The sequence below is a fragment of the Streptomyces reniochalinae genome, from assembly GCF_003323735.1.
GTDB classification, from domain to species: domain Bacteria; phylum Actinomycetota; class Actinomycetes; order Streptomycetales; family Streptomycetaceae; genus Streptomyces; species Streptomyces reniochalinae.
This window is the reverse complement of record NZ_QOIM01000020.1, coordinates 92,040-112,103: the sequence shown is the minus strand read 5'-3', so window position 1 is coordinate 112,103 and position 20,064 is coordinate 92,040. Positions and strand designations below refer to the sequence as shown.

Annotated in this window: 21 protein-coding genes and 1 other RNA gene; 14 read left to right on the top strand and 8 right to left on the bottom strand. The window is 72.5% G+C overall.

Translation table 11 applies throughout. From position 1 onward, the window contains the following. Positions 1-57 precede the first annotated feature (57 nt). The 5 genes from DQ392_RS02565 (at position 58) to DQ392_RS02545 (ending at position 5,559) form a co-directional block, all read left to right on the top strand. The gene (locus DQ392_RS02565) at positions 58-1,320 is read left to right on the top strand and encodes a serine/threonine-protein kinase (protein WP_114013808.1); all 1,263 of its coding nucleotides are present in this window, start codon (positions 58-60) and stop codon (positions 1,318-1,320) included. A gap of 109 nt (positions 1,321-1,429) precedes the next feature. After that, on the top strand, positions 1,430-2,539 hold the full coding sequence (locus DQ392_RS02560; RefSeq protein WP_114013807.1) for an iron-containing redox enzyme family protein: 1,110 nt from the start codon (positions 1,430-1,432) through the stop codon (positions 2,537-2,539). A gap of 12 nt (positions 2,540-2,551) precedes the next feature. Then, entirely contained in the window at positions 2,552-3,325 is a 774-nt protein-coding gene (locus DQ392_RS02555; RefSeq protein ID WP_114013806.1) for a 2OG-Fe dioxygenase family protein, read from the top strand. Positions 3,326-3,360: 35 nt separating this feature from the next. Continuing rightward, a complete protein-coding gene (gene prfB / locus DQ392_RS02550) occupies positions 3,361-4,476 on the top strand; it encodes a peptide chain release factor 2 (RefSeq protein WP_114013805.1) in 1,116 nt (371 codons plus the stop codon). Between the two features lie 240 nt (positions 4,477-4,716). Beyond that, on the top strand, positions 4,717-5,559 hold the full coding sequence (locus DQ392_RS02545) for an LPXTG cell wall anchor domain-containing protein (protein WP_114013804.1): 843 nt from the start codon (positions 4,717-4,719) through the stop codon (positions 5,557-5,559). Between the two features lie 188 nt (positions 5,560-5,747). Here DQ392_RS02545 and DQ392_RS02540 read toward each other — a convergent pair whose 3' ends face one another. Beyond that, positions 5,748-5,942: a hypothetical protein gene (locus DQ392_RS02540; protein WP_114013803.1), complete on the bottom strand. Its 195-nt coding sequence runs from the start codon at positions 5,940-5,942 to the stop codon at positions 5,748-5,750. A gap of 288 nt (positions 5,943-6,230) precedes the next feature. Here DQ392_RS02540 and ftsE point away from each other — a divergent pair, with 288 nt between their 5' ends. The 7 genes from ftsE to DQ392_RS02505 all read left to right on the top strand — a co-directional run bounded on the left by ftsE (position 6,231) and on the right by DQ392_RS02505 (position 12,244). After that, a complete protein-coding gene (gene ftsE, locus DQ392_RS02535; RefSeq protein ID WP_114013802.1) occupies positions 6,231-6,920 on the top strand; it encodes a cell division ATP-binding protein FtsE in 690 nt (229 codons plus the stop codon). A gap of 22 nt (positions 6,921-6,942) precedes the next feature. Next, positions 6,943-7,854, top strand: coding sequence for a permease-like cell division protein FtsX (gene ftsX, locus DQ392_RS02530; protein ID WP_114013801.1), 912 nt, complete (start codon positions 6,943-6,945; stop codon positions 7,852-7,854). 68 nt (positions 7,855-7,922) lie between these two features. Next, entirely contained in the window at positions 7,923-9,263 is a 1,341-nt protein-coding gene (locus DQ392_RS02525; RefSeq protein WP_114013800.1) for a S41 family peptidase, read from the top strand. A 27-nt stretch (positions 9,264-9,290) separates the two neighbouring features. Beyond that, entirely contained in the window at positions 9,291-9,809 is a 519-nt protein-coding gene (gene smpB, locus DQ392_RS02520) for an SsrA-binding protein SmpB (RefSeq protein ID WP_425470466.1), read from the top strand. A gap of 139 nt (positions 9,810-9,948) precedes the next feature. After that, positions 9,949-10,321: a transfer-messenger RNA gene (gene ssrA / locus DQ392_RS02515) on the top strand. A gap of 275 nt (positions 10,322-10,596) precedes the next feature. Continuing rightward, positions 10,597-11,241, top strand: coding sequence for a GOLPH3/VPS74 family protein (locus DQ392_RS02510; RefSeq protein ID WP_114013798.1), 645 nt, complete (start codon positions 10,597-10,599; stop codon positions 11,239-11,241). A gap of 64 nt (positions 11,242-11,305) precedes the next feature. After that, positions 11,306-12,244 carry an oxygenase MpaB family protein gene (locus tag DQ392_RS02505; protein WP_114013797.1) on the top strand — a complete coding sequence of 313 codons (939 nt, stop codon included), beginning with the start codon at positions 11,306-11,308 and terminating at the stop codon, positions 12,242-12,244. A 401-nt stretch (positions 12,245-12,645) separates the two neighbouring features. Here the strand turns inward: DQ392_RS02505 and DQ392_RS02500 are convergent, their stop codons facing one another. Continuing rightward, positions 12,646-13,764 carry an EamA family transporter gene (locus DQ392_RS02500; RefSeq protein ID WP_245981091.1) on the bottom strand — a complete coding sequence of 373 codons (1,119 nt, stop codon included), beginning with the start codon at positions 13,762-13,764 and terminating at the stop codon, positions 12,646-12,648. 69 nt (positions 13,765-13,833) lie between these two features. Here DQ392_RS02500 and DQ392_RS02490 point away from each other — a divergent pair, with 69 nt between their 5' ends. Continuing rightward, on the top strand, positions 13,834-14,715 hold the full coding sequence (locus tag DQ392_RS02490; RefSeq protein ID WP_114013795.1) for a LysR family transcriptional regulator: 882 nt from the start codon (positions 13,834-13,836) through the stop codon (positions 14,713-14,715). A gap of 33 nt (positions 14,716-14,748) precedes the next feature. Here the strand turns inward: DQ392_RS02490 and DQ392_RS02485 are convergent, their stop codons facing one another. Then, positions 14,749-15,576 (bottom strand): class I SAM-dependent methyltransferase, encoded by an 828-nt coding sequence (locus DQ392_RS02485; protein WP_245981090.1) that lies wholly within the window; start codon positions 15,574-15,576, stop codon positions 14,749-14,751. Between the two features lie 50 nt (positions 15,577-15,626). On the opposite strand from DQ392_RS02485, the gene DQ392_RS02480 reads away from it, so the two are divergent. Then, positions 15,627-16,211: a TetR/AcrR family transcriptional regulator gene (locus DQ392_RS02480; RefSeq protein WP_114013793.1), complete on the top strand. Its 585-nt coding sequence runs from the start codon at positions 15,627-15,629 to the stop codon at positions 16,209-16,211. Positions 16,212-16,241: 30 nt separating this feature from the next. Here DQ392_RS02480 and DQ392_RS02475 read toward each other — a convergent pair whose 3' ends face one another. The 5 genes from DQ392_RS02475 to DQ392_RS02455 form a co-directional block, all read right to left on the bottom strand. Continuing rightward, positions 16,242-17,174 carry a D-alanyl-D-alanine carboxypeptidase family protein gene (locus DQ392_RS02475; protein WP_114013792.1) on the bottom strand — a complete coding sequence of 311 codons (933 nt, stop codon included), beginning with the start codon at positions 17,172-17,174 and terminating at the stop codon, positions 16,242-16,244. 309 nt (positions 17,175-17,483) lie between these two features. After that, on the bottom strand, positions 17,484-17,843 hold the full coding sequence (locus DQ392_RS02470; protein ID WP_114013791.1) for a DUF3703 domain-containing protein: 360 nt from the start codon (positions 17,841-17,843) through the stop codon (positions 17,484-17,486). Between the two features lie 134 nt (positions 17,844-17,977). Further along, positions 17,978-18,859 carry a helix-turn-helix domain-containing protein gene (locus tag DQ392_RS02465; protein ID WP_114013790.1) on the bottom strand — a complete coding sequence of 294 codons (882 nt, stop codon included), beginning with the start codon at positions 18,857-18,859 and terminating at the stop codon, positions 17,978-17,980. 81 nt (positions 18,860-18,940) lie between these two features. Continuing rightward, the gene (locus DQ392_RS02460; RefSeq protein ID WP_114013789.1) at positions 18,941-19,210 is read right to left on the bottom strand and encodes a DUF397 domain-containing protein; all 270 of its coding nucleotides are present in this window, start codon (positions 19,208-19,210) and stop codon (positions 18,941-18,943) included. Next, a complete protein-coding gene (locus DQ392_RS02455; protein ID WP_114013850.1) occupies positions 19,210-20,031 on the bottom strand; it encodes a helix-turn-helix domain-containing protein in 822 nt (273 codons plus the stop codon). The genes DQ392_RS02460 and DQ392_RS02455 overlap by 1 nt, the downstream gene beginning before the upstream one ends. Positions 20,032-20,064: the final 33 nt, after the last annotated feature.

Below are 20,064 nucleotides of genomic sequence, written 5' to 3'. Positions count from 1 at the left end.
GACAGTTACCGGTATCCGGGGCTCCCAAGGCCCGCCGTGCCGCGTAGCTTTGTCGCCATGGCAAGGAAGATCGGCAGTCGCTACACGGCACACCAGATCCTCGGGCGCGGCAGCGCGGGAACGGTGTGGCTCGGCGACGGACCCGAGGGTCCTGTCGCCATCAAGCTGCTGCGCGAGGACCTGGCCGCCGACCAGGACCTGGTCGAGCGGTTCGTGCAGGAGCGCAGCGCCCTGCTCCACCTCGACCACCCCCGCGTCGTCGGCGTCCGCGACCTGGTGGTGGACGGGAACGAGCTGGCCCTGGTCATGGACCTGGTGCGCGGCACCGACCTGCGGACCCGCCTGGAGCGGGACCGCCGCCTCGCGCCCGAGGCGGCGGCCGCCATCGCGGCGGACGTCGCGGACGGGCTGGCGGCCGCGCACGCCGCGGGTCTCGTGCACCGGGACGTGAAGCCGGAGAACGTCCTGCTGGACGCCCTCTCGCTGGAGGGGCCCGGCGGGGCACCGCCCGCGCTGCTGACCGACTTCGGCGTGGCCAAGCTCATCGACTCGCCCAGCCGGACCCGCGCCACCTCCATCATCGGTACGCCCGACTACCTGGCGCCCGAGATCGTGGAGGGGCTGCCGCCGCGCGCAGCCGTCGACATCTACGCGCTGGCCACCGTCCTCTACGAGCTGCTGGCGGGCTTCACCCCGTTCGGCGGCGGGCACCCCGGCGCGGTGCTGCGGCGCCATGTGACGGAGTCCGTCGCGCCGCTGCCCGGCATCCCGGACGAGCTGTGGCAGCTCATCCACCAGTGTCTGGCCAAGGCTCCCGCCTCCCGGCTGCGGGCCGTGGAGCTGGCGACCCGGCTGCGTGAGCTGCTGCCCTCGCTGGAGGGGCTGCCGCCGCTCGACATCGACGAGCACGTCGAGGACGGCTACGAGCACGACGAGGCGGACGAGGGCGACGGCGAGGGTGCGGCGCACGGGCCTGCCACGGGCGCCGCCCAGGCCGCCGCGGGCGGCGGCGCGGTGCCGCTCGTCCACTCGCGGGTGGGCCCGGACGCCAACCGCGACACGCACACGAGCATGCGCGTGCCTGCGGCGGACGAACTGGCCGGAGGAGCGCACGGCACCGCCCGCGCGCCCCGCCCGGTGGGCGAGGCGCGGGCCGGCTCCGCGAGGCACCACCGGGTTGCCGAACGCCGGCGGCGGCTCAAGATAGGCGTTGTGGCCGCGCTGGTGGCCGCGGCGCTCGCCGTGGGCGGCTGGCTGGCCACGTCGGAGGACGACACAGGGTCGTTGCCCGCACCCGCGGCCGGGTACTCGGGCGACTGACCGCCGACCGGTGCCCGGGCACGCCGTCGCCGTGCCCGCGCACCACCGTCCGGCGGCAGGCGCGGCCACTTCCGTGCATGCCCGAGAGCCGAGACGACGGGAGCACCCCATGACGGCGACCACCAGGCAGGCCGCCAGGGCCGACGCGGCACCGGCCGGGCCCGCGCTGCCCGAGCCGCGCGGCCCGCTGTCCGCGGGGGTCCTGGCGGCGCTGGGCGGCGGCAGCGGGCACCTGGACGACGACCTTCCGGCCCGGGTGGTGACCGCCGACCCGTACGGCGAGGATCTGCACCTGGCCCTCTACGTGCTCTACGAGCTGCACTACCGCGGCTTCGCCCGGGTGGCCGAGGACCGCGAGTGGGACCCCGAGCTGCTGCGGGTGCGCAGGGCGCTGGAGGACCACTTCCTGGCCGCCCTGCGCAGGGACGTGCCCGCCGGGCGCACGGTGGACGAGGTCTTCGGCGAACTCCTGGTCGAGCCCGTCGAGCCGGCGGGGCAGGAGGGCGGGGTCGCCCACCACCTCCAGTACCACGGCGAGCGGTGGCAGCTGCGCGAGTACGCGGCGCTGCGCTCGCTCTACCACCTGAAGGAGGCCGACCCGCACGCCTGGGTGATCCCGCGGCTGACCGGCGCCGAGAAGGCCGCGATGGTGGCCATCGAGTACGACGAGTTCGGCGCGGGCCGTGCCGAGGACGTGCACGCCCGGCTGTTCGCCGACCTGATGCGCGACCTGGACCTGGACGACACCTACGGGCGCTACCTGGACGCCGCGCCGGGCCCGGCCCTCGCCCTGGTCAACCTGATGTCGCTGTTCGGGCTGCACAGGGCGCTGCGCGGCGCGCTGGTGGGGCATTTCGCCTGTGTGGAGGTCACCTCCTCGCCGGGCTCCCGCCGGCTGGCGGCGGCGATGCGCAGGCTCGGGGCGGGCGAGGCGGCCCAGCGGTTCTACGACGAGCACGTGGAGGCCGACGCCGTGCACGAGCAGGTGGTGCGCCGGGAGGTGATCGGCGGGCTGCTGGCGAGCGATCCCGCGCAGGAGCCGGAGATCGCCTTCGGCGCGGACGCCACCGTCCGGCTGGAGGAGCGGCTGGGCGCCGCGCTGCTGGAGGCGTGGCGCGCGGGGGCCTCGGCGCTGCGGACGCCGCTCCAGCCGGAGCCGGGCCCGGCCGTGGCGGCGTCCGGGTCCGAGAGTCCGGATGCGGACCCCGCGGGCGCGTAGGAGGATTGCCGCATGGTGGACATGGCGGGTGCCCAGACGGAGAAGAGCGCGGGCGAGGTCGCCGAGGCCAGGCAGGCGCTGCTGTCCCGGCGGGCCCACGTGATGCGGCCCGCCGCCCTCTCGCGCTGCGTGGGCGCGGACGAGGCGGACTGGCGCCGCTTCGCCTCCCACTGGGAGGACCTGGAGGAGGACGCGTACGCCGCCCGGCACGGCACGCGCCGGCTGCGCCGCTACGGGCACTTCCTGCTCGACCGCACGGGGGCGCTGCGCCCGATGCCGCACCTGGCCTTCGCGCAGCCCGAGGAGACCAACCGGCTGCACGTCGGCGAGGACCGGCACTTCGCACCGCTGACCGACGCCTTCGTGGCCGACCCCCTCTTCGCCTCGCTGACCCGCATGCTCGGCCAGCTCGCGACCTGTCTGCACGACGCCGACGAGTGGAGCGTGAAGGTGCACCCGTTCCGGGTCGTCGCCTCGCCCGACGCGGAAGGGCAGCCCACCCCCGAGGGCCGCCACCGGGACGGCGTCACGCTGGTGACCTCGCTGATGATCGGCCGGGAGAACGCGGCCGGCGGCCGGAGCGCCGTCTACGAGCCCGACGGCACCCAGGTGCTGGCCACCACGCTGCACGAGCGCGGCACTCTCCTGCTCGGCGACGACCGGGCCACCTGGCACGCGGTGGATCCGGTGCGCCCCGCCGACGGCGTGCGCCCGGCGCGCCGCGACGTCCTCGTCACCACGCTGACGGCACACCGGAACGCGGAGCGTGACGCCCAAGTGGGCTAAGGCTGGGGTGGCGGCTTGCGGTTAGGGTGGGGAGCGTGGCAGTCGTCGATGTATCCGAAGAGCTGAAGTCCCTCTCCTCCACCATGGAGTCGATCGAGGCCGTCCTTGACCTGGGCAAGATGCGGTCAGACATCGCCGCGCTCGAGGAGCAGGCGGCGGCCCCCGACCTGTGGGACGACGTCGAGCGCGCACAGCAGGTGACCAGCCGGCTCTCCTATCTCCAGGGGCAGCTGCGCAAGGTCGAGGAGCTGCGCGGACGCATCGACGACGTGGGGGTGCTCTTCGAGCTGGCCGAGGACGAGGGCGACGCCGACGCGCGCGCCGAGGCCGAGGGCGAGCTGGAGTCCGTCCGCAAGACGGTGGACGAGCTGGAGGTCCGCACCCTGCTGTCGGGCGAGTACGACCCGCGTGAGGCGGTCGTCAGCGTGAGGGCCGAGGCGGGCGGCGTGGACGCCGCCGACTTCGCCGAGCAGCTGATGCGGATGTATCTGCGCTGGGCCGAGCGGCGCGGCTACCCCACCGAGGTCTTCGACACCTCCTACGCGGAAGAGGCGGGGATCAAGTCCGCGACCTTCACCGTGAAGGCCCCGTACGCCTACGGCACGCTCTCCGTCGAGCAGGGCACGCACCGCATGGTGCGAATCTCCCCGTTCGACAACCAGGGCCGCCGTCAGACCTCGTTCGCCGGGGTCGAGGTGCTGCCGGTGGTCGAGCAGGTCGACCACATCGACATCCCCGAGAACGAGCTGCGGATCGACGTCTTCCGCTCCTCGGGCCCCGGCGGCCAGTCGGTCAACACCACCGACTCGGCGGTCCGGATGACGCACCTGCCCACCGGCATCGTCGTCTCCTGCCAGAACGAGAAGTCGCAGATCCAGAACCGCGCCGCCGCCATGCGCGTCATGCAGGCCCGACTGCTGGCCCACCGCCGCCAGGAGGAGCAGGCCAAGATGGACGCCCTCAAGGGGGACGGCGGCAACTCCTGGGGCAGCCAGATGCGTTCGTACGTGCTGCACCCCTACCAGATGGTCAAGGACCTGCGCACCGAGCACGAGGTCGGCAACCCGCAGTCCGTTCTCGACGGTGACCTCGACGGCTTCCTGGAGGCGGGAATCCGCTGGCGCAAGCAGCAGGAACAGGCCCAGGACTGACGTTTTGTCAGTCGGTTCATCCGGTCTTCGCTTGACGTGCGTGTGAAGGCTGGGGAAAGCTGTTCGCTCGGCATGCCTGTGTCAGGGGCGCATGTACGGGGTGAAGAATGCGCCCCGGTGACAAACGGCGGGAGCCCGGGGTGGGGACGAACCAGTTCGCCTCGACGGCACGCCCGGTGCGGACGCGCTCCGCGCGCAGCTGCCCCATGGACGAGTACAGCTACTGGGGGTAGTTGGAACATGAGCAAATCGAAGACGCGGCTGCGGGTCGCGCGCATAGCCGCGGCGACGGTGTTCGCGGCCGGCGCCTCGCTGACCGCGGCGGGCGCCGCGCAGGCGGCGGGGCCGGACGATGGCCCTGGCGGCTCCGGTGGAGGTGACAACGGCGGCATCATCGGCGGTGTGATCGGCGGCCTCATCGGCGGCGGTGACAGCGGCGGCGACGACGGTGGTGACTCCGGCGGCGACGACGGCGGCATCGGCGGCGACGACGACGGCGGCATCGGCGGCACCGTCATCGGCGGTGACGACAACGGCGGCGGTGACAACGGCGGCCCGGGCGGCAACGGCGGTCCCGGCGGCGGTGACGACGACGGCGGCGGCGACAACGGCGGCCCGGGCGGCAACGGTGGCCCCGGCGGCAACGGCGGTCCCGGCGGCGGCGACGACAACGGCGGCGGCGACAACGGCAGCGGTGGCAACGGGAACGGCGGCAACGGCGGCAACGCCGACGGCGGCGGGAACGGCGGCAACGGCGGGACCGGCGGCAACGGCGGGACCGGCGGCAACGGCGGCAACGGCGGTGGCGAGGAGCCCGCGACCATCGGCGGTTCCGGCGGTGGCGACGACGACACCTGCGAACTCGACGGCGACAACGTCAACTGCCAGGGCGGCGGGGCCAACCCGGACAGCGCCGGCAGCCAGCCGGTGCAGGACAGCAAGCCCGAGGCGCCGAAGGACGAACTGGCCGAGACCGGTTCGACCGAGACGACGTTCCTCCTCGTGGGCGCCGCGACGATGATCGCCGGTGGCATCGGCTTCCGCCTGATGCCGCGCTTGGTCAACCGTCGTACCGCTGCGTAACGGCACGGCTGTTGCGTGACAGTACGACTGCCGCATAACAGCACGACTGTTGCATAGCAGCACAGACACGCATCGCGCCGGGTTCGGCGGCCTTCGGGCCGCCGGGCCCGGCGCGCTGTCGTCGGGCCCGTACCGGCGTGGCGCTTGGGCCCGCGGTGCTCAGGACCCGGGACGGCGCTCGCGCGGAGTCAGGCCGTGGCGACCTTCTGTGCCACCAGCGCCACGGCCATCAGCGTCGCCAGCAGGGCGATCAGCGCGGCGGGGGACAGGTTGGCGAGCGGGGACTCGCGGTGCAGACGCTCGCGGTGGGCGCGGCACACGGCGCACCGGCCCTCGCTCACGGGCCCCGCGCAGTTGGCACACACCAGTCGGTCGCATGTCATGCGAATCCCTCCTCAGTCGCGCCAACGCCACCCGTGCGTGATTCGTTCCCCATAGGTGCTCTACTCCACTCTGCCAGGTGACGGCAGCTTCCGCAGAAACAAGCAGGTGGAGCGTCAAAGCACCGGTCAGGGGGCGCCGGCGCGGGTGGCGTACGCCGGTGCCGCGTGCACGGCACGCCACGCTTCGCGTATGGTCGCCCACACCGCACCCCCGGCTGAACGCGGGAGGTGCGCCAGGGGCCGCACCGCGGCTTCCGTTGCCCCTACCCAGGCCGACGTGGTGTATCCGTGATCCGATTCGACAGCGTCTCCAAGTCCTATCCCAAGCAGAACCGCCCGGCGCTCCGCGACGTTTCGCTGGAGATCGAGCGCGGCGAGTTCGTCTTCCTCGTGGGCTCCTCCGGTTCCGGCAAGTCCACCTTCCTGCGGCTGATCCTGCGCGAGGAGCGCGCCAGCACGGGCCAGGTGCACGTGCTGGGCAAGGACCTGGCACGGCTGTCGAACTGGAAGGTGCCGCACATGCGCCGTCAGCTCGGCACGGTCTTCCAGGACTTCCGGCTGCTGGGCAACAAGACGGTCGGGGAGAACGTGGCGTTCGCGCTGGAGGTCATCGGCAAGTCCCGGGGCCAGATCCGCAAGACGGTGCCCGAGGTCCTCGACCTGGTGGGGCTGGGCGGCAAGGAGGAGCGGATGCCGGGTGAGCTCTCGGGTGGTGAGCAGCAGCGTGTGGCCATCGCCCGGGCGTTCGCCAACCGGCCCATGCTGCTGATCGCCGACGAGCCGACCGGCAACCTGGACCCGCAGACCTCTGTCGGCATCATGAAGTTGCTCGACCGCATCAACCGCACGGGGACCACCGTGGTGATGGCCACCCACGATCAGCAGATCGTCGACCAGATGCGCAAGCGCGTCGTCGAGCTGGAGACCGGCCGCCTCGTGCGCGACCAGTCGCGCGGCGTCTACGGATACCAGCACTGAGGAAAGCCGAGGAAAGCACGCCATGCGCGCCCAGTTCGTTCTGTCGGAGATCAGCGTCGGTCTCCGTCGCAATCTCACGATGACCTTCGCGGTGATCGTCTCCGTCGCCCTGTCGCTCGCGCTGGCGGGCGGCTCGCTGCTCGCCCGTGAGCAGGTCAGCACGATGAAGGGGTTCTGGTACGACAAGGTCCAGGTCTCCATCTATCTGTGCAACAAGAACGACGCCTCCTCGGACCCCAACTGCGACAAGGGTGCCGTCACCTCGCAGCAGAAGCAGGAGATCAAGACCGACCTGGAGAAGCTCGACGTCGTCGAGAAGATCTACTACGAGTCGGCCGACCAGGCGTACAACCACTACAAGGAGGACTTCAAGGACTCCCCGCTGGCCGACTCGCTGACCGCGGACCAGATGCAGGAGTCCTACCGGGTCAAGCTCAAGGACCCGACGAAGTACCAGGTCCTCCAGACGGCGTTCTCCGGCAGACAGGGCGTGCAGGAGGTACAGGACCAGCGCAGCCTGCTGGAGAACATCTTCAACCTCCTCAACGGCATGAACATCGCGGCGCTGTGCGTGATGGCGCTGATGCTGGTGGTGGCGCTGCTGTTGATCGTCAACACCGTGCGGGTCTCGGCGTTCAGCCGCCGCAGGGAGACGGGCATCATGCGGCTGGTCGGCGCCTCCAGCTTCTACATCCAGATGCCGTTCATCCTGGAGGCGGCCATCGCGGGCCTGATCGGCGCCGGTTTCGCCTGCGTGCTGCTCGTGCTCGGCAAGTACTTCCTGATCAACAACTGGCTCCAGGAGAAGATCCTGCTGATCAACTTCATCGGCTGGGACGCCGTGATCAAGGTGCTGCCGTTGATCCTCGCGGTGGGGGTCCTGGTGCCGGCGGCAGCAGCGTTCATCACGTTGCGCAAGTACCTGAAGGTGTGACACAGGACGCGGGGTGCCCTTGTCGCAACCGCCCGTAGAGCGCCCCGCGCTGCCCTACACTCCGGACCATGCCAGGCTCGTGGTTCCTCGATACGCGCCCGCGCCGGTCGCGGCGCGGGGCCCTGACATTGGTCTTCGTCGGCGTGCTGGCGACCGGCGCCGCCACCGGGTCCTTCGGCGGTGAGCTGACCGCCCTCGGCTCCCCGGCAGGCCCCGACGCGGCGGCACACGGTGCCGCGCGCGGTGCTCCGGGCGCCGCGGGTGACGGCAAGGGCGAGGCGCCCAGGGACGCGCGCGAGGCGCGGGAGCGTGCCGGGGACGGCGCCGACGCCGACGTCGTCGTCAGCCGCAGCGGCGACCGCTGGTCCGCGGCCTACACGGCGCGCGAGTACGCGCAGCTGCGGCGCGCCCTGGAGGGCGGCTACGTCGGCGTCGGCATCTCCGTACGCCAGACCCACGCGGGTGACGGGGCGTCTCGAGGGGACGGCGGTCACCCCCGCACCGACGGCCCGGGGGCGTCGAGAGGGGACGTGTCGGGAGCCGGCCGCGGTACCGCGATCGAGGTGGACGGCGTGCGGCCCGGCAGCCCCGCCGACGACGCCGGAGTCCGCGTCGGCGACCGGCTGCGCTCCGTGGCCGGGAAACCGGTGACCGGCAAGCCCGTGACCGCCGTCGTCGCCCTGCTGCGCGGCTCGGACCCCGACGCGCCGACCGGCGCCGCCGCACCCGGCACCCGCGTCGCGCTGCACCTCGTACGCGACGGGCGCGAGCTGACCCGCACCCTGCGTCGCGCACAGCTGACGACCGAGTCCGTGCGCGTCCGGCGGCTGGGTGACGGCGTCACCCGCATCAAGGTCGCCGCCTTCACCCGCGGCGCGGGCGAACGGGTGCGCGAGGCCGTCCGCGAGCAGGTCCCCGCGGACGGGGCCATCGTCCTCGACCTGCGGGGCAACTCCGGCGGCCTGGTCGACGAGGCCGTTACCGCGGCGTCCGCCTTCCTCGACGGCGGCCTCGTCGCCACCTACGACGACAACGGCAGGCAGCGGGCCCTGTACGCCGAACGCGACGACGCCGGCAGCGGAGCGGGCGGCGTCGACGTGGAGCGCCGCCCCGTCGTCGTCCTCGTCGACAGCGGCACCATGAGCGCCGCCGAACTGCTGACCGGCGCGCTCCAGGACCGGGGGCGCGCCGTCGTCGTCGGCTCCCGCACCTTCGGCAAGGGCTCCGTGCAGATGCCCGAGCACCAGAGTGACGGCTCCGTCGCCGAGCTGACGGTCGGTCACTACACGACTCCGTCAGGTCGCGACGTGGAGGGGCGGGGCCTCACCCCCGACCTCGCCGTCCACGACACGGACGCGGCCATGCAGCGGGCGAGGACAGTATTGAGTGGCCTCGAAGCCCGGTCGTAGTGGGAGAATGGCCGGGCTATGGCGAAGATGAAGACGCAACGGACCAAGGCGAAGGCCAAGGACGACAAGGACGCCAGGAAGCTCGTCGCGCAGAACAAGAAGGCGCGCCACGACTACCTGGTGCTGGACACCTACGAGTGCGGCATCGCGCTGACGGGCACTGAGGTCAAGTCGCTGCGCATGGGCCGTGCCTCCCTCGTCGACGGCTTCGCCCAGATCGACGGCGGCGAGGTGTGGCTGCACAACGTCCACATCCCCGAGTACGCGCAGGGCACGTGGACCAACCACGCCGCCCGCCGCAAGCGGAAGCTGCTGCTGCACCGCGTGGAGATCGACAAGCTCACCGGCAAGCTCCAGGAGACGGGTCTGACCCTCGTCCCCCTCCAGCTCTACTTCTACCGGGGCCGCGCCAAGGTCGAGATCGCCCTCGCGCGGGGCAAGAAGGAGTACGACAAGCGGCAGACGCTCCGCGAGAAGCAGGACCGGCGCGAGGCCGACCGCGCGATGTCCGCGGCCCGGCGGCGGCAGCGGAGCATGGCCAGGTAGCCGCCCCGGGCCCCTGGCCGGCCCCCCCCCGCAGCCCGGGGGAATAGGTGAGGGGCCGAAATGGTTGGCACAGATGCGCACAGGTCACGTACCATGGGCGTCAGCCCTCCCAGCGGGGCGGAGTTTCTCAACTCAACATGGGGATGATCGGTTTCGACAGCGAACGTCGAAGCAGGGGAAGCGAGCCGAGGAACGCGGCAATGATCTCGTTAACCACGTGCCGCAAAAAAATAATCGCCAACACCAAGCGCGATTCCTTCGCCCTCGCTGCCTGAGCAGCGACCTGCGAAGTGTCAGCCCGGGGTAGTTCCCGCCCCGGTTCCTGGCATCAGCTAAGGGAACTCACCGCGTAGGCCCGGTCACGGGGCCTGCCGGGACATCACACAGTGACTGGGCCCGTCGGAGACTTGTCCGCGTGATCTCCGGGGCCGAGAAAATCGCAGCGGACTGCGCTCGGAGAAGCCCTGTTTCCACTTCGTTGGACGCGGGTTCGATTCCCGCCATCTCCACGAAGGCGAGAGGCGAGGTGTGCCCACGGACAGCGTGGGCCGCCTCGCCTTCGTTGTTTTGCGCGGCTTCGCCGCGCGTGGGCGGGGGCTTCGCCACCCGCACCCCCTCCACAGGGGTGGGGCGGCGTGGTGGCGGTGCCCTCTCCTGGGCTGCGGCGTGGTGGCGGTGCTCTCTCGTGGCCTGCGTGGGTGGGCGGCGCGGTGGTGGTTGCTCTCCGGTGTGCTGATCAGGGCTTTTCGGGGTTCCCGGGGTTTCGGGGGCGTGCTGTGATGGGGGTATGGAACAGATACCGGGCAGCTTGCCGAGGCGGCTCTTCCTGCTGGCGTGCGACGTCGAGAAGGAGCGGCTGAAGTGGGGGGACGAGTTGGGGTATGCGATCAGGGCGGCCACGTTGGCCGAGCTCGAGGCGCGGGCGTGCCTGAAGGACGACCGGGGTAAGGCCCGGCCCGTCGGGGGAGGCCGCCGTACCGGTGATCCCGTGTTGGACGGCGCCCTGCGCTCCGTCGAGGGCCACTCCCGTGCCCGCCGCTGGCACACGCTCGTGCAGAAGGAGCGCCGGGAGACGTGTCTGGCGGTCGAGAGTGACCTGGTCGGGGCGGGGCTGATCTCCGTCGCGTCCCGGACGCTGCGCCGCAAGGAGATCACGGTGCGTGACAAGCGGCTTCCTGGTCTGCTGCGGGCGGAGGCCGTGGCGACGCTGACGGGCAGCGATCCCGTCGACCGGGTCGAGCCGTCGCGCGCCGCGCTCGCCTCGTTCGCGGCGCTGGCTCGGCTGTGCCCCGAGCTGAGCTGGGGGGTGCGGCACCGCAACCGCCGGCGGCTCAAGGAGCTGACGGCCCGCGCGGGGGTCGCCGGGCCCGCGTTGAAGAAGGCGCTCGACGCGCGGACGGCGGCGGCGAGCGGGGCCTCGGCGGGGGGCTGACGTCGCCGCTCGCGGCCTCTACGCTGCGAGCGGGCCGCCGCACCCGGAGCGGAAGGAGCGCCCGATGGTGAGAGGCGTACGAGACGACACGCCGGAGCCGCTGGGTCCCGACTCGCTGACGTGGCAGTACTTCGGCGACTGGCGCGGCGTCCTGCTGGCGCCGTGGGCCGGAGCGATGCAGAACATGCACCCGCGGCTGGGCGCGGGGGTCGCGGAGCACTCGCGCTTCTTCGAGGAGCGGTGGGAGCGGCTGTTCCGTTCGCTGTATCCGATCGGCGGCGTCGTCTACGACGGGCCGCGTGCGGTCGAGACGGCGCGGCAGGTGCGCGGCTACCACCACACCGTCAAGGGGACCGACCGCGAAGGGCGCCCTTACCACGCCCTCGACCCGGACACCTTCTACTGGGCGCACGCCACCTTCTTCATGCTGACTCTCCTGGTCGCGGACCGGCTCGGGCCGGGCCTGACGCAGGCCCAGAAGCGCCAGCTGTTCGACGAGCACGTGCGGTGGTGGCGGTTGTACGGGATGAGCATGCGCCCCGTGCCGGCCAGTTGGGAGGACTTCCGCGAGTACTGGGACCGTATGGCGGCGGAGGTGCTGGAGGACAACACGCCGGCCAGGGACGTGCTCGATCTGACGGCGCTGGCGAAGCCGCCCGCGCTGGGGTGGCTGCCCGAGGGGGTGTGGCGGCTGGTGCGCGGGCCGCAGGCGCGGGCCTCGGTGTGGTTCACGGTCGGATTCTTCCCGCCCGCCGTGCGGCGCCGCCTCGGTTACGTGTGGACGGTGCGGGACGAGCGCAGGCTGCGCAGGATCGGGCGGCTCATCCACTGGGGCTGGAAGCTGGTGCCGCCGGCGCGCCGGTTCCATCCCAGGGCGCGGGCCGGCTGGGAGCGGGCGCGGGGCGTGCGCGCCGAGCACGCGCCGCCGGTGGAGACTCCGGCCCGCAACCTGCCGCCGCCCGAGGAACGGGACCGCCCCCAGCACTACTCGCCCCCGGTGTGAGGACGCGCCCCGAAGGGACGCGGGGAACTGCGCGGCCCACCACGATCCCCCCGCAGACCGCCTACTGCCGCCAGGGGCACCCTCTGGCTCGGCATCCGGCCGACAGGACGCGAGGAACGGGACGCTCCCGCGATGGCGGCAGGTCCAGCACGCGTATCTGACCGCGCTCGCGACGGACGGCGACCATCCCCACCTGGTCGCCGCCCTGACCGCCGGGCAGCAGACCGCCGGGCAGGGGGCCGCCGGGCAGCAGGCCGGTGGCCGGGACGGCGTGGGGAGGAGTCCGCGGAGGCCCTCTTCGACCGCCTCGTCGCCCGCGTACTGACGGGGCTCCTCGCCCCCGAGGACGGCGGCCCGGCGGCGTCGGACTGAACGCGGACTTCACCGGCGGGCGGGCGTGGTCACCGCCTGCCGGTCCGTACCGCTCCCGCGCTCGCGGCGACCACCATCGCGATCGCGGCGCACTGGGCCGCCGACAGCCCCTGGTGGAGCACCAGGTATCCGGCCAGCGCGGCGACGGCCGGTGCCAGGCTCGTGAGCACCGCGAAGGTGGCCGCGGGCAGGCGGCGCAGCGCGAGCAGTTCCAGGGTGTAGGGCACGCCGGAGGACATCACCGCGATGGCGAGGCCCAGCGCGAGGACGCCGGGGTCGAGCAGGGTCGTCCCGGCGGAGGTGAGGCCGAGCGGCAGGCTGACGAGCGCGGCGACGCTCATCGCGATGGCGAGGCCGTCCAGGCGGGGGAAGCGGGCGCCCGCGCGGGCGTTGAGCAGGATGTACGCGGCCCACATCGCCCCGGCGCCCAGGGCGAAGGCGACGCCGGAGAGGGTGAGCTGGTCGAAGCCGCCACTGCCCAGCAGGTAGACGCCGGCCAGTGCGAGGCCGGCCCACAGCAGGCCGGCGGCGCGGCGGGAGGTGACGGCGGACAGCAGCAGCGGCCCGAGCACTTCGAGGGTGACGGCCGGTCCGAGGGGGATGCGGTCGATCGCCTGGTAGAAGAGCATGTTCATGCCGCCGAGGGCCAGGCCGAAGCCGGCGACGACGGTCCAGTCGGCGCGCGTGTAGCCGCGCAGCCGGGGGCGGGTGACGAGCAGCAGCAGGACGGCGGCGAGCGCGATCCGCAGGGCGACCGTGCCGAGCGCCCCGGCCCGCGGGAACAGCAGCGCGGCGAAGGCCGACCCGAACTGGACGGACACCGTCCCGGCCAGCACGAGGCCGACACCGGTGAGACTGCCGCGCCCGGTGGACCCACCGACGTGCACACGAACCGCCGAGGTCTCAGGCCCTGCGGCCGCCTCCGCCCCTGCGGCCCCCGCCGCCCCGGCCGCCGCCGTCGGTCCTGCCACCGTTTCCGGGCCGGAGTTCCCGGTGCCCCCGGCGGACGCGGAGGCGGCGGACACGGACGTGGGAGCGGCGGCGCGCGCGGCCACCGGGACGGGCGCGGAGCCGGCGGCAGGGACGGACGTGGCGGCAGACACGGGCGCGGACGCCGAGGTGGCGGGAGCGGGCGCGGTGGAGGTCATGGCCTTCACGCTAGGGATTCTTCCAACGCGGGTGAAATGCCGATTCCGCAGTGGTTATGCTCGGTAGGCATGACCATGGAGCTGCGCCATCTGCGTGCCTTCCTCGCGATCGCCGAGGAGGGCGGTGTCACCCGCGCCGCCGCCCGCCTCCACGTGGGGCAGCCCGCGCTGTCGCGCACGCTGCGCCAGCTGGAGGACCACCTGCGTACCCGCCTTGTGGACCGTTCCACGCACCATCTCGAACTCACCGCCGCCGGACGCGTGTTCCGCGACAAGGCGACCGCGGCGCTCGCCGCGGTCGAGGTCGCTCTCGATCCCCGCGGGCTGACGGCCTGGCCGTTGCGTCTCGGCCACACCTGGGCGGCGCTCGGCGACCACACCGTGCCGCTGCTGCGCCGCTGGGACGAGACGCATCCGGGCGTGCCGCTGGAGCTGCGACGGATCGACGACGCCACGGCGGGGCTCACGCGGGGCGCGGTCGACGTGGCCCTGCTGCGCGGCACCGTCACCGTCTCCGGGATCGCCACGCGGCTGCTGCTGCGGGAGGAGCGGGTGGCGGTCGTCTCGGCGGACAGCCCGTTGGCCGCGCTGCCGCAGGTGACGCTGGCGGACCTCGCCACCCGCCCGATCGCCCTCAACACCGTCTCGGGCACGACGACGATGGACCTGTGGCCGCCCACGGCCCGGCCCCCGGGGGCCATCGAGGTGGCCAACACCGACGAGTGGCTCATCGCGATCGCCGCGGACCGGGCCGTGGGGGTGTCCACGACGGCCACCCCGCGCAACCACACGCACCCCTCGCTGGTCTACCGCCCGCTGGTGGACGCGCCGGCGGTTCCGGTGGTCCTCGCCTGGCGCGAGGGCCCAGGACACCCGGCCGTCCCCGATCTCGTGGCACTGGCGTACGAGGTCGTCTCGGGCGGCGGAGCGGGCGACGGCGGCACGCCGTAACCGGGGGCGGACCTCCGCGGCATTCGCACCGGTTCAGCCGTCGGCGCCGGTCCGGCGCGCGGTGACCACCACGGACGTGTACGGCATCGTGAACGCGCCGCCCAGGGCGTCGATGGCCGCGCCGGTCGCCGCCATCAGTTCCCGGAGCGTGGCGGCCCGCATCCGGGCCGCCACACCGCTGGTGGGGATCTGGTCCAGCCAGGCGTCGCGCGTGTAGGTCCGCTCCCACGTGAACCGCCACTCCTCCGGCTCGTCGAACGCGCCGGACCGGCGTATCCCGTCGGCGGCCGTCGTAAGCAGTGCCACGTGTCCGTCGAGGGCGGGCTTCGCCCACTGGTTGAGCGGCTCGTGAGGCAGCACCCGCTGGTGCACGTCGTGGAAGGCCGCCGCGACCTCGGGCGAGGGCGCGGGGACGTTCCAGAAGAGGGCCAGCCTGCCGTCAGGGCGCAGCACTCCGGCCGCCTTGGCAGCGCCGGCGACCGGATCGACCCAGTGCCAGGTCTGGCCCGCGACCACCGCGTCGAACACGCGCCCGGCCGCGTCCCAGTCCTCGAAGGCCGCCACCTCGGTCTCGACGCCGCCGCGCCGCGCGAAGGCGGCCATGCGCGCGTCCACGTCGAGGCCGAGTACGTGGCAGCCGGCCGCCTCGAACTGGCGGGCGGCGATTCCGGTGCCGCAGCCGACGTCGAGCACGGAGGGTCCTGGGCTGCCGGCGGCGATCCGCCGCACCAGCGCTTCCGGATAGCGGGGCCGCGCCCGGTCGTAGCGTTCGGCGTCTGCGCCGAACGACTCGGCCATCCGGCGTTCCCGGTGGGGTGCGGGCGTGGCGGGCTGTGCGCCGTCCGGCGGTAGAGTGGGCATGTGCCCACCCTAGTGGGCACATGCCCACTAGGCAACGGAAAGGGATGCGAGTGCCGACAGGAGTGCACCTGAGCGACGTGCGCGGCAGGCTCTTCGACGCCGCCGAACGCGTACTGCTGCGGGAGGGGCCCAGCGCGCTCACCAGCCGGGCCGTCACCACGGAGGCCGACTGCGCCAAAGGCGTACTGCACCGGCACTTCGCCGACTTCGACGGCTTCCTCGCCGCACTCGTCCTCGATCGCGTCGCCCGGCTCGACGCGCAGACCCGCGCCCTGTGCGACGCGGCCGGAAGCCGCACCGTCGCCGACAACCTCACGGACGCGCTGACGACGCTGTTCGAGTCCGTGGCCGTCGCGATCGTCGGCCTGGTCACCTCGCGCGACGAACTGCGGGCCCGGCTGCGCGCGTCCCGCCCCACGGGCGTTCCGCTGCTCGCCGAGGCCACGGCGATGATCGCCGCCTACCTCGCCGCCGAACGCGGCCTCGGCCGCGTCGCGGCCGACGCCGACGTCGACGTCCTGGCCCCGACGCTGATCGGTGCCGCGCATCTGCTCTTCGCCGACCGCACGGGCGCCCCGCCCCGTGCGGCAGCCGTGCACCGGTCCGTGGTCACGGTCCTCGCCGGGGCGGGGTGACGCCTCGCCCGCGCGGGGCGGTGGGGACTGTCAGTCCTGCGGACCGTCCGACGGCTCTTCCTCGATCTCCATGTCCTTCGCGTCGTCGGCCCCGAAGCCGTGGTCCAGCAGCTCGGCCGCGTCCTGGAACCGGTCCTTGCTGTTGAGGACCGCGCCGACGAACTCCTTGTCGCCACGGGTGGCGGCGAACACCAGGCACTCGCCCGCCTTGGCCGTGGTCCCCGTCTTGATGCCGGTGACGCCGTCGTACGCGTCGAGGAGATGGTTGGTGTTGTTCCAGGTGTAGTACCGGGTACGGCCGTTGGCGGCCGGGGCCTCGGTCTTGTACTTCTCCGTCTTGACGGCCTTGCGGAAGACGGAGTTCCGTATCGCGTGCCGGGCCAGCTTCACCAGTTCCTTCGGGGTGCTGGCGTCCTCGCCCGTGCCGTCGAAGGTGGAGAACCTCGTCTTGTTCAGGTGGAGCGCGTCGGCCTTGGCGTTCATCTTCCCGACGAAGGACTTCACCCGCTGGGTCGTGGTGTCGCCCTCACCGAAGGTGTCGGCCAGCGCGTAGGCGGCGTCGGCGCCCGACGGCAGCAGCGCGGCGTAGAGCAGCTGGCGGACGGTGAGCTTGTCGCCCGTCTGCAGGTCAGCGGTGCTGGCGTGGTGCTCGGTGACGTAGTCGCGGTACGCCTGCGCGACGGGAACCCGGCGCCCCAGGTCCAGGTCCTCGCTGTCGAGCACGACGGTGGCGACCATGATCTTCGTCGTGCTCGCGATGGGGCGGACGGTGTCGGCTTCCTTGGCGAAGACGGACTTGCCGCTCTTGCCGCTCACGTCGACCAGCGCGGCGCCCTTGGCGGCGACGGTCGGCGGAGTGTCGCGGGAGATGACGGCGTGGGCGACCAGTGGGGTGGCCACGAGCAGCGCCCCGCCGCCGGCGACAGCGGCAACGACCTTACGGCTCGGCTTTCTGACAGTCATCTGGGAGTGCTCCGCATCTGCGGTGTGGCGTCGGTGGGGGTGCTGCGCGCGGCGGCGACGCGTGCGCTCGCTCCGCCGGCCGTGGGGGGCGCGGAGCCGGACGCTGCCGCCGAAGCTCGCACTGGCTTCACGGGAACGCGGGGTCACCGGTTCAATCAGGCGCGCCGCCACGGGATCGCCGGGCGCGCATCAGTTGTGATGCCGTGCCCCGGGGTGAAGTTCACGGGAACGGGAAAATTTCTGAGGGCTGTGGCCGGCCGGGAAGGTCTCCCTCACCTTCCCGGCCGGGCGCGCGGACTCCGAGAGCCGTCAGAGTCCGGACGCCGACGCCTCGTCCAGGATGCGGGCGAGGTCGGCGGGCAGGGGCAGGACAGTGTGCAGGCCGACCCCCGTGCGGCCCGTGTTGCCCTTCGGAGCGCGCCCCATCAGCGAGCCGGGGCCGGCCACGACGAGCCGGACGACCTGTCCGAGCGCCTCCGTCCGGTCGCGGCAGCGCACGGCGAGACGGAACATCTCCCAGTGGGCCCGGGTGTGCGGCCACGCCCAGTCCTGGGACAGGATGTGAGCCCGCTCCAAGTGAGGCCACATCCGCTCGGCGTCGCCCCCGCGCCCCGCCTCGTGCGCCGCCCGGAGTTCGGCTTCGAACGCCACGCGTACGGACGTCGGCATCGGACCTCGCACCGCGGCTTCCCCTTCCTCCGGTGGCGGGCTGCGTGCTGCCCCTCCACTCTGGGCCGCGGCGCCCCGGCGGGCTTGAACGAACCTGCTGCCGCGTGAACCCGCTGCCGCGTACGGGAGAGACGTCAGCTTCTGCCGGAGGCATCCGCGGGGGACGGTGCGCAGCGGCCCTCGTGCGGGCCCGGCACCCAGGTGATGCCGCTCGCCGGCTCGGAGGGCGCCATGCCGAAGAGGCGTTTGCACGAGCGGCTGAAGTGGGCGGCGTCGGCGAAGCCCGCCTCGTGGGCCGCGTCGGACAACGAGCGGCCGCCTTCGATGAGTTCGACGGCGCGCTGAGTGCGCAGCCATCGCACGTACGCGCGGAAGGGGAGCCCGACCTCCGCGCGGAAGACGTGCGCGAAGCGCCCCTCGGACAGGCCGGCCGCGCGCGCCACCTCGCCCAACCTCACTGTCCCGGGCAGGCGTTCGGGAAGGAGACGCAGTGCGGACCGTACGGCGGGGTGCCGGGTGCGGGACGAGGCGGAACCGAAGCGCGCGTCCAGCGCGGCGGTCAGCTCCTCGACCCGGGCGGGCGCGGGTCCGCCGGGCGGCGGCACCCCGGCGGACGCCTCGCCGGGTGCCCCGGCGGGATGTCGCTCGGCGTATGCGGCGAGGCACGGCAGGGCGTACGCGGTCCGGGTCCACTCGTGTGCGCAGCCCCGGTCCGCGGGGAGCGCGTCGAGCGCCCCGCCCACCGTGCCCTCGGGGGCGAGGTGCAGCATCACGCCCTCACTCGTGCCCCGTGACACGGCGTGCGGCGCGTCGGCCGGGATGACAGCGGCGCACCCGTCCACACGGTGACCGCACGCGTCCTGGAGCCGGAACGGCTCCCGCGCGGTGGCCAGAACCTGCACCGCGTGGTGCGCGTGCAGTGCCGCGGTACCGAAAGGGCCCGCGTACAGCAGCCGCCCCGGCAGCAGGGAGCCCGTCCCGGTCCAGTGCGGAGGTTCCGTCGGTGCGCGGTCCATGGTCACCGAGTATGCGCGACGGTGCCGGTTTCTTCCTGTTCGGACGTCCTTGGCGCCGTCACTGTCTAAGGGGGTGACGAGTCAGGGGTGGGTGGTGGTGGCGTGGGTGGTGAACCGCCCCCAGGCGGCGGGGGAGAGGGTGAGGGTGGGCCCGCCCGGATTCTTCGAGTCCCGCACATGCACGGCGTGTGAGCAGTTGGCGACCTCCAGGCACGCGCTGCCCTGGTCGCTGCTGTAGCTGGACTTGTGCCAGTCGTAGGCGACTTCGAGGCAGTTGCCGCCTTCTGTCCCGCTGTAGCTTGACTTGAACCACGCGAGGTTGTGCGGGCCTGGGACGGTCTTTGCACTCATCACGATTCTCCTAGCAGCCGATCCAGCAGGGCCTTTGTCTCCTCTTGGGTGTAGGCCTGCGTGCGCAGCATTGCATACTTCTGCGCGAGACGGCTGATGTCGCCGGCGTCCGAGACGAGTTGACTTCCGAGTTGCGTCTCCATATATGCCAGTTGTTCGTGGTCAGGTGTCTCCAGCAGTACAAAGGGACCGTCGAGCGCAGCGTGCATCCGACGCGTGAAGGGCATGATTTGCAGGGAGCAGTCGAGTACATCAGCCCACTCGCGGAGGTGCTGCATCTGTGCCCGCCACACTTGGTCGCCACCGAGTCTTCCGCAGACGACGCCTTCGTTGAGTACGAAGCTGGTACTCGGGCGGCGCTTGCGATGCAAGATGCTCTGCCGCTCCAAACGAGCCGCAACTTTTTCAGCGATCTCGTCGTCCGTGAACCGGGGGACCCGGTTCTTGAGGACGTAGTGCGCATAGTCCTCGGTCTGAAGGAGGCCTGGGACGAGCATGCTCTCGAACGAGCAGATGACGATCGCTTCGCGCTCCCGATCGATGAACTCCTCCGCCCACAGCGGATACTTGTCCATCTCGGGGAGGTTGGCGACGGCGATAGCCAGCGAGTTCTTCGTTCCGAGGATCTCGTCCAGCAGTTCCGCGAGGTCGCTCTTGAGGGGGCGTCGGCCCTGTTCGATGGAGGCGATGGTCTCCTCGTCGACACACGCCTGTTTGGCGAGACCGCACTGCGTGAAGCCCGCCACGCGGCGGTAGTTGGCCAGCAGCTGGCCGACCATCTTCATGGCGGAGGCATTCTTCTGACGCTTCTTCTGTGGCATAGCCATGTCTCTCCCCAACCCACGCCCGGTTGA

Coding starts and splice junctions, on each gene's coding strand:
- DQ392_RS02455 (WP_114013850.1), bottom strand. CDS start 20,031: ATGCCACAGAAGAAGCGTCAGAAGAATGCCTCCGCCATGAAGATGGTC.
- DQ392_RS02555 (WP_114013806.1), top strand. CDS start 2,552: ATGGTGGACATGGCGGGTGCCCAGACGGAGAAGAGCGCGGGCGAGGTC.
- DQ392_RS02505 (WP_114013797.1), top strand. CDS start 11,306: ATGGTGAGAGGCGTACGAGACGACACGCCGGAGCCGCTGGGTCCCGAC.
- ftsX (WP_114013801.1), top strand. CDS start 6,943: ATGCGCGCCCAGTTCGTTCTGTCGGAGATCAGCGTCGGTCTCCGTCGC.
- DQ392_RS02545 (WP_114013804.1), top strand. CDS start 4,717: ATGAGCAAATCGAAGACGCGGCTGCGGGTCGCGCGCATAGCCGCGGCG.
- DQ392_RS02485 (WP_245981090.1), bottom strand. CDS start 15,576: ATGCCCACTCTACCGCCGGACGGCGCACAGCCCGCCACGCCCGCACCC.
- DQ392_RS02475 (WP_114013792.1), bottom strand. CDS start 17,174: ATGACTGTCAGAAAGCCGAGCCGTAAGGTCGTTGCCGCTGTCGCCGGC.
- DQ392_RS02525 (WP_114013800.1), top strand. CDS start 7,923: ATGCCAGGCTCGTGGTTCCTCGATACGCGCCCGCGCCGGTCGCGGCGC.
- smpB (WP_425470466.1), top strand. CDS start 9,291: ATGAAGACGCAACGGACCAAGGCGAAGGCCAAGGACGACAAGGACGCC.
- DQ392_RS02510 (WP_114013798.1), top strand. CDS start 10,597: ATGGAACAGATACCGGGCAGCTTGCCGAGGCGGCTCTTCCTGCTGGCG.
- DQ392_RS02490 (WP_114013795.1), top strand. CDS start 13,834: ATGACCATGGAGCTGCGCCATCTGCGTGCCTTCCTCGCGATCGCCGAG.
- DQ392_RS02540 (WP_114013803.1), bottom strand. CDS start 5,942: ATGACATGCGACCGACTGGTGTGTGCCAACTGCGCGGGGCCCGTGAGC.
- DQ392_RS02560 (WP_114013807.1), top strand. CDS start 1,430: ATGACGGCGACCACCAGGCAGGCCGCCAGGGCCGACGCGGCACCGGCC.
- DQ392_RS02470 (WP_114013791.1), bottom strand. CDS start 17,843: ATGCCGACGTCCGTACGCGTGGCGTTCGAAGCCGAACTCCGGGCGGCG.
- DQ392_RS02460 (WP_114013789.1), bottom strand. CDS start 19,210: ATGAGTGCAAAGACCGTCCCAGGCCCGCACAACCTCGCGTGGTTCAAG.
- DQ392_RS02465 (WP_114013790.1), bottom strand. CDS start 18,859: ATGGACCGCGCACCGACGGAACCTCCGCACTGGACCGGGACGGGCTCC.
- DQ392_RS02565 (WP_114013808.1), top strand. CDS start 58: ATGGCAAGGAAGATCGGCAGTCGCTACACGGCACACCAGATCCTCGGG.
- DQ392_RS02500 (WP_245981091.1), bottom strand. CDS start 13,764: ATGACCTCCACCGCGCCCGCTCCCGCCACCTCGGCGTCCGCGCCCGTG.